Source organism: Paraglaciecola hydrolytica (assembly GCF_001565895.1).
Lineage (GTDB): Bacteria > Pseudomonadota > Gammaproteobacteria > Enterobacterales > Alteromonadaceae > Paraglaciecola > Paraglaciecola hydrolytica.
Window position 1 is genome coordinate 193,738 of record NZ_LSNE01000015.1, and the last position, 7,007, is coordinate 200,744.

8 protein-coding genes are annotated in these 7,007 nt (G+C 43.5%); 1 reads left to right on the forward strand and 7 read right to left on the reverse strand.

The genetic code is table 11. From position 1 onward, the window contains the following. Positions 1-2: 2 nt before the first annotated feature. From AX660_RS20910 to AX660_RS20940, 7 genes are all read right to left on the reverse strand, one after another. A complete protein-coding gene (locus tag AX660_RS20910) occupies positions 3-584 on the reverse strand; it encodes a pilus assembly PilX family protein (protein ID WP_068381665.1) in 582 nt (193 codons plus the stop codon). After that, positions 581-1,447: a PilW family protein gene (locus AX660_RS20915; RefSeq protein ID WP_068381668.1), complete on the reverse strand. Its 867-nt coding sequence runs from the start codon at positions 1,445-1,447 to the stop codon at positions 581-583. Before AX660_RS20915 ends, AX660_RS20910 begins: the two co-directional genes overlap by 4 nt. Then, entirely contained in the window at positions 1,444-2,091 is a 648-nt protein-coding gene (locus tag AX660_RS20920) for a prepilin-type N-terminal cleavage/methylation domain-containing protein (RefSeq protein WP_407669416.1), read from the reverse strand. The genes AX660_RS20915 and AX660_RS20920 overlap by 4 nt, the downstream gene beginning before the upstream one ends. A 226-nt stretch (positions 2,092-2,317) precedes the next feature. Beyond that, positions 2,318-3,964 (reverse strand): type IV pilus modification PilV family protein, encoded by a 1,647-nt coding sequence (locus tag AX660_RS20925; protein ID WP_068381674.1) that lies wholly within the window; start codon positions 3,962-3,964, stop codon positions 2,318-2,320. Next, on the reverse strand, positions 3,965-5,101 hold the full coding sequence (locus AX660_RS20930; RefSeq protein WP_068381677.1) for a hypothetical protein: 1,137 nt from the start codon (positions 5,099-5,101) through the stop codon (positions 3,965-3,967). It abuts the gene before it with no gap. Beyond that, positions 5,094-5,723 (reverse strand): prepilin peptidase dependent protein B, encoded by a 630-nt coding sequence (locus AX660_RS20935; RefSeq protein ID WP_068381679.1) that lies wholly within the window; start codon positions 5,721-5,723, stop codon positions 5,094-5,096. The genes AX660_RS20930 and AX660_RS20935 overlap by 8 nt, the downstream gene beginning before the upstream one ends. Then, positions 5,717-6,235, reverse strand: coding sequence for a GspH/FimT family pseudopilin (locus tag AX660_RS20940; protein ID WP_082769056.1), 519 nt, complete (start codon positions 6,233-6,235; stop codon positions 5,717-5,719). Before AX660_RS20940 ends, AX660_RS20935 begins: the two co-directional genes overlap by 7 nt. 91 nt (positions 6,236-6,326) lie before the next feature. Here AX660_RS20940 and AX660_RS20945 point away from each other — a divergent pair, with 91 nt between their 5' ends. After that, positions 6,327-6,731, forward strand: coding sequence for a type IV pilin protein (locus tag AX660_RS20945; RefSeq protein WP_068381682.1), 405 nt, complete (start codon positions 6,327-6,329; stop codon positions 6,729-6,731). The last annotated feature ends 276 nt before the right edge of the window (positions 6,732-7,007 follow it).

Consider the following 7,007-nt stretch of genomic DNA (forward strand, 5'->3'; position numbering starts at 1 on the left):
CTCTATTGGGCTGCCGGTGCAAATACCGAAGCGTTTAAGGTATTAGCTACCACATAATTACTGTCTTGCAATTGCCCGCATCCACGTACAATAAAAACGTGGCAACTGATATTACTGCCACCAATTACGTTGCTTGAGCCGACACAAGGTTGTTCTCTTAAAAATGCAGTTCTTGACCAGCTATCAATAGCAGGACTCGCCACATATTCTCCAGCCGCCACATGACGACTACCTTTAACCAATCCGTCTTTGGTCAATGTTCTATTGGTCCAAGTGTTGTTATCAAAACAACTTAAAGTTTGTAAGGTCAAATCTATTTGATTACCACCGCGGGCATCCGACAAAGGATCGTTTAAGGCTGCATCAGCCAGAATAACTTTGTCTTCGGCTTCAAAAATAACCGCTGCCACAGCAGATTCTGCAGCATCAAAGGCTAAAGTACGTCTTTCCATCGACAAGGCCATTTTGCTCTGCATTAAACTACCTGACACAGAAGTAACCCCTAAGATGGTCAGGCTCATTAAAATCAATAAGGCAAACACCATCACCATGCCGCGATTTTTATTAAAATTGGTCTGTTTCATATATTCCTACTGCGAATAAAATTTTTGACATTACGTAAGGTAATCGTCGTTTCAAACTGTTTAAACAGGCGTTTTTGACTAGGCTGAATGGCAACTTCGTCGAGCAACTTAAATGAGGGTACAGGGTCGATGTTAATGTCAGAGTCAGCGCGAATAAGCAAGGCAATGCGAATTGCCACCACTTGCGAACCACTAGCACGTAAACCCGCCAGACTGTCAGCCGTAACAAAACGCACTGGCACAGAAGAATTATCCTGCGCCGCTAGGGTATTAGTAACGCCGTATTGCACCTGAAAGCTATGCACATCATCGAGCAAGGTATAAGCTTTATTGCTATCATTACCCACCGCAACTTGTTGACCTCTCAACACCCTGCCATCAAAGCCACGGCATTGCAGCGAAGTACCTGTCACAAAATACTGATTCACCACAAAAAACTCTTCGTTGGCGGCATAACCTAATTTGTATCCCCGGCAATCTGTCGTGCCCTGAAAACTCACCACCAAAGTATCGTTAGCGCCGCTCGCGCCTTCAATAGCGCCGATACTGGCATCACTGATAAAGTCACCAACAATAGGGATGGGATTATTTTGCACATAAGCCGCTTCGATCACCACGTCGGTGGCACGGTTAAGCTCAGGAGCAAGAATGTCGTAACGGCCTGTCATTAACAGATCATTGCGTAAACGGCTAATAATAAAACGACCGCTTTCTTGTACAGAAGCCACTGCCTGATTCAAACGTTCGGTGACGTTATTGCCCAACATAATTTGGATCAATGCGCCTGAAATAACCAATCCAAGTGCCAGTGTGATCATTATCTCAACTAGACTGAAGCCTTGCTGCTTAGTGGGATGTTTCATAATGTTATGTCTACTGATACACAATCGTAGGGCGTGGTTTTGCCAACGTTGCATTTGGGATTGAGTGTACGGCTGATGTTCTGCCAGTTTTCTACTGGCCAACTTAAGATAACAATATGTTTTGAACCGACACTGCAAGCCTGAGTATCGGCTAAATTATTGTCTTCACAATTTAAGACTATTTCAATCTCAGGGTTGGAGGCGACAGCAGCACAGGATATTTCATAACCATCAAAAGCTGCTACTTCAGCACTAGAGCAGGTTCCGGCATTACAATCCGGAATAGTAATTGGGCGACTCAGGCAATAACATTGATAAGGCAAGCCGCCACCGGGACAAGATAAGCCAGCAAAATTGTAAAGAGTGGCATCAAAATAATCGTTATGTACCACTAGGCCATCGCCTCTAACTGAAAATACGGCATTGGCTCTCAGTCTTTCAGTAAATTGCTGAGCCACCAGCACCGACTGAGAACGGCTCAAAGCTTCAGAATTAGTAAACGAACCCACAAACTGCAAATAGGCCACACCGAGTAAGCCAACGGACAGAATAAACAGAGTCACCAATATCTCAATCATGCCCACACCTTTACTGCGGTGCAGCGCACTAGGCTGACAATAGTGTGTGGTTTTCGTTGTTAACACTGCAACCTCTTAACTCAATTTAGTTTTACCCAATGTCATTATGGTAGCTAAATTCGCAAAGGTTTGGTTATTATTACTTCATTAAAGGTATATATTTTGATGGGGCAGAATGCACCTACTAGGCATCAGAACGAAAAAATGACTGGAAATACAGAGCCTAACGAAACAAATCAAAGAGTGAATCACTCACGCTTTAATAGGCTATTTCCTACTAAACTGAATAATCTTATTTAACTGAAACCGAGGTATCCAGTTTGATACTCAGCACTTCAAAAGGTGAAATAGGTTTAATTCCCGCCATTGTAGCATTGTAACCAGAGGCGCTAGCACTAATGCTAGCGGTACCCACTTGGTGCGTCGTCAATAATGCGCGGCTGTATGTCAGATAATATTGATTTGTAGGATTAAGCAATATAGCTACAGCATCATTGCTTATACTGGCGACACTAGTTTGGGAAGAATGCCAATCAGCCAACAAGGTTAAGTTAACATCATAAAAGGGTAATAAGCTTAACCAATCGACTGCCCCTTTGCTTATCTTACTTTTAATCAACGTTTTATCCGCGGATTTTAAACGATCAAGATACAAACCTCTGGCGGTAAACTGAAACCTACCTTGGCTAAAAGCTAAATCTCTACCTGTTGGTTTAGCTGGCATGGCTGAGCCCATAATAACCGCGTTAAGTAGTTTTTTATTATAAGCTGAGTAGGCTATTTGATTGCTGGCACTGAGCAAATAATCTGGGCTCAATACTAGGATGTCGAGCAATTGCCAATCCGGATATAAAACAAAATCACCGTTGATACGTTTAAAACGACAGACTTCATCATAAGGCTCACCAGGCAACACCGCCGGGCTATAACTACCGTTATTTTGACGTTGATAATGGCTATGGGCTAAACCATTTTCGCTTCGATAATATTCTTCATCGGCGATGGTTTGCGCTGAATCATGATGATCACGGCAACATTGCTGGCACAAAATAGGCTGACTTGTTGGAGTAGCGGCCCCTGTCATTTTTTGCACTGTTCGCCCTACTTGCACGCTCAACTTGTCGTTAAGAATAACCTCCATCGTTGGTGTTGATCCCAACGCTAAGCCCACTAACTCGCAGCTACAAGCAAGAGTGCTAAAGTCACTTTGACTCGTTTTGATTTTTTGTCCTGCTAATAGCGAATATTTGTCTAGTGATATCTCCACTTCTTGGTTAGACCCACTTTGCAATACCACTGGACTAACGCTTTGCATCACTTCATTGGCACCTAAGTCGGTTTCAACTACGTCAGGAATGGGGCTGGAACTAAATAAGACCTGAGCAGTTTGATTAATACTGGCGGCCTCATTTATCACCGTCGCGCTGCTACTTTGCAGCACGGGAGCCAGTCGCCCATTGATAGTTAATGACTGAGTTTTACCCTGATAATCCAACCAATCAACTGTTACACCAACTTCTTTTTGTGCAACATTTTTACTCAGCGCAGGAGTAAGTAAGGGATGCCCAGAGTTAAGCCAGACATCGGCTAGTCCGTCATTGTCGCTATCAACAAAATAGGCAGGCTCTACATTCCAGTTCACATTAAACGAACGCTGATTTTGCTGATTATTACCCAAAACGACATCTACCTTACCGCTGGCCGCCAAACCTCCAGCATTATTATCAACATCGTTATAAGCCTTAGGACTAAACTCACTCACACTGCTCAGTTCGTCTAATTTTTCCTGAGCCAAATACAAGGCCACATTACGTAAGTTGAGCTGAGAATCCGCCAATACAAACTCACTTTGTAAGGTGACATAGCCCGTTACTCCTAACATGATCATCAAAGAAGCAACCATCACTTCTACCAGTGAAAACCCCTTAGTATGTGGCATTTAGAGATCCTTCCAGCTACCGGGTACTTTGGCGACCCGCAAAAAACGTGGCTCGGTACTTAGCAAATGTAAAACAGCGTGTTCATAAACCACCCTGAATACCCCTGCGGTTTTCCCCAGGCTTTGATTAGCTACCAAAGCGCCAGTCAGTAAACTGGTAGTAGACATCAATACGTCATGCGTACCTACACTTGCAGGATCTTTAAGCAGCACAACCAAACCAAAAATGCTAGCACCGTGGTTTAAAGACAAACTACCTTCTGCAACCACCAAAATAACCGGCGTGGTGAAACCGCCTAGCTGAATATTGACGGCTATATCACAATCGCCAGTTACCCAAATAAAACCAGATGTCTGTGCTGACAGGGCATTACAGTCGGTTAACTGTATGTCGGCGTGATCGCGCAATGCGGCATAATCCAGCAGTGAAAAATTAAATAAATGAGCAATAAGATCAACCGGAAAATTACCATCATTGGCGAGAATATCTGCTCCAGATTGACCTTGTTGTGAATAGGCTCGGTTACGGCACTGACTATTTACATACTCAAATTTACCGCAGGTCAGGCCATTAATTTGCGCCATATCAACACTACCGTTACTCCACACCGACAAGGCTATTCCCTGCCCCGCACCATTCGGATTAGCAATGAGCTCAAAGGTAGCACGCCTATCAATATCCCCATCTATCATGAGTGGCGCAATAGGAATACTGGCTAACAAAGGGTAGACAATGGCATGTTCACTCACTGACACTGTAGATAGTCCATCAAGCGAACTACCTGAGGCTATGAGTTCAAACAACAAAAACTGACGCGTATGACGCCTGATTTGTTGTTGACTAGCCGTCACGCTAAAACTCTGCTGATTGGGCAGCAAACCTGTGACAGTGGCCTGTGGCCAACTTTTGTTGTGTTGTAATTCTGCAAAACCTTGACTCAAACCCGCGTTGGCGGCGGCAAAAGCAAAACGCTGGTTTTGGCCATTCAGCATTATTTTGTGTTCAAAAGATTGAATTCTGCCTGTGTACAAAGTGATCAAAGTCACCATGACCAACATAAGTACCACGCTAACCAATACGATAGCACCCTGTTGCCTTGCGCGCCTGAGGCCAATTAAAGGTTGCAACTTAGCCATAATTTTTAATCATAAAAGAGGTATGCACTCGCTTGGAAATCGCTGAGTTACTCTTCAGTTCGGCTTCCACAATCAGCTCAATGCGTTTGGCCTTAACACTGCCACTTTGCTGATTGTGCAGTTTGAATTCCAGTTTAGTGACTTTGACTACTTGTGGATCACTTAAGTCATGCCAACCATTGATACTACAGCCCAAACCATCCAAACGGATTTCAATGGCCTTGTCCTTAAGTCTATAGCCATAGTTTTCATTGGTATTAACGGTATCTAGTAGGCCATTTTTATTACGATCATAAGCAAACAATAAACAACTATTAGCCGATTCAGCAGGATGATTAGCGATCACCACCGAACCTGCAAAGGGTGAAACCAAGGTATTGGGATCACTCACTATACTGCTGGTATTGCCATCAAAACCAGCACGTTTAATATCGTTAATTAGTAATTCAACTATGCCATTAAGCTCTTCATCCAAACGAGATTTAGCCAAAAGCTGAGTATTTAAGCCTATGCCATGCCCGACCAATGAGGCCATAGCAGTTAACGAAGCAAAACCAATAGCCATGGAAATCATAAGCTCTACCAAGGTAGTACCTAGCTGTAAACTCAAAGGTTTCAACATGGCTCATAAGCTCCGAGTTTACCGGCTTGCACGCAGATCCTTACCCGCCCCATATTACTCACGACCAATTTAACCAGATTACCACCATCGGAAAAAACCACAGATCCAGCATTACCAATGGCTAAACCCCGTACACCATCAAATACCGCCACATTATCTTGCCCAAATTTAAGATCACGTAACTCAATAAGATGAAAATCGCTGTAGTGAATTTTTTGTTCTACACCCTCGATAGTGCATGCGTTATACACAGTACAGTCACACAAACCATGATCACTGAGAGCAATACACCAATTTTTACCCGCGTTTAAAGCGATATGTACATCACGCCGAGTTGCAACCGCAGTCGCTCGGGCTTGTAATAAAGCGAAATAACTGACTTCAACCGCACCTTTTAATTGCATGGTTTTTTGCACGCTTAAAATAGCAGGTACACCCAAGGTCAGCACAAGAGTGATAATAGAGATGGTAGTGAGTAATTCGAGAAGAGTAATACCAGAAGATTTAGACATTTCAGCATCCATACTCAAGGTTAAAAAACTTATCACAAAATCCGTTTTGTTAACTATAGTTCAAATTCTGAAAAGTAAAAAAGGAATTAATATGGCTTGGCAACTAAGACATGAAGATATTTTTACTAGGGTAAAACTGAGTGGAATGACCTTGATTGAATTAATGGTGGTAGTGGCGATTGTGGCTATTTTGGCAATTGTGGTTTACCCCACATTTGAAGGGCACATTATAAAATCTCGGCGTAACGATGGCGCAACCCAGTTACTGCGCATCAAACTTCAGCAAGAATCCTATCGCCTCAACCATCCAAGTTATGCCACAAGCAGTCAGTTAACGTTGCCAGTAAGTGATTATTACGACTTTTCGATTGTGAACATTAGCGCCAGCACCTATACCATAGTGGCCTTAGCAAAAGGCTCACAGCAAACAGACAGCGCCTGTCAAACTTTGGCAATCGACCAGTCCATGAATAAAACCCCAGCACATTGTTGGTGATAAACAAGGGCAAGCGCTGGCGCTTACCGCAATCTCGATAACTGCTCCTCGGCGCTGGCATCCTGCTTCGCTCTAACTCCTATATGCAAATAGTCGTGCGTTATTCTAACTACCTGCCCCCATAGAGGTCGCCCCCCCTCAGCGCCTTGTCCTCACATACAGTGAAGACACTTAACCAGAACAGCTGTTAATTTGCATCCAGAACTGATCCACTTTACCCCCTAATTTGCATCGAAAACTGATCCACATATTTAATACCTCCTGCCGCCTCTAAGC

Excerpts from the sequence above, each read along its gene's own strand:
- AX660_RS20910 (WP_068381665.1), bottom strand. The coding sequence starts at position 584 with ATGAAACAGACCAATTTTAATAAAAATCGCGGCATGGTGATGGTGTTT.
- AX660_RS20915 (WP_068381668.1), bottom strand. The coding sequence starts at position 1,447 with ATGAAACATCCCACTAAGCAGCAAGGCTTCAGTCTAGTTGAGATAATG.
- AX660_RS20925 (WP_068381674.1), bottom strand. The coding sequence starts at position 3,964 with ATGCCACATACTAAGGGGTTTTCACTGGTAGAAGTGATGGTTGCTTCT.
- AX660_RS20930 (WP_068381677.1), bottom strand. The coding sequence starts at position 5,101 with ATGGCTAAGTTGCAACCTTTAATTGGCCTCAGGCGCGCAAGGCAACAG.
- AX660_RS20935 (WP_068381679.1), bottom strand. The coding sequence starts at position 5,723 with ATGTTGAAACCTTTGAGTTTACAGCTAGGTACTACCTTGGTAGAGCTT.
- AX660_RS20940 (WP_082769056.1), bottom strand. The coding sequence starts at position 6,235 with ATGTCTAAATCTTCTGGTATTACTCTTCTCGAATTACTCACTACCATC.
- AX660_RS20945 (WP_068381682.1), top strand. The coding sequence starts at position 6,327 with ATGGCTTGGCAACTAAGACATGAAGATATTTTTACTAGGGTAAAACTG.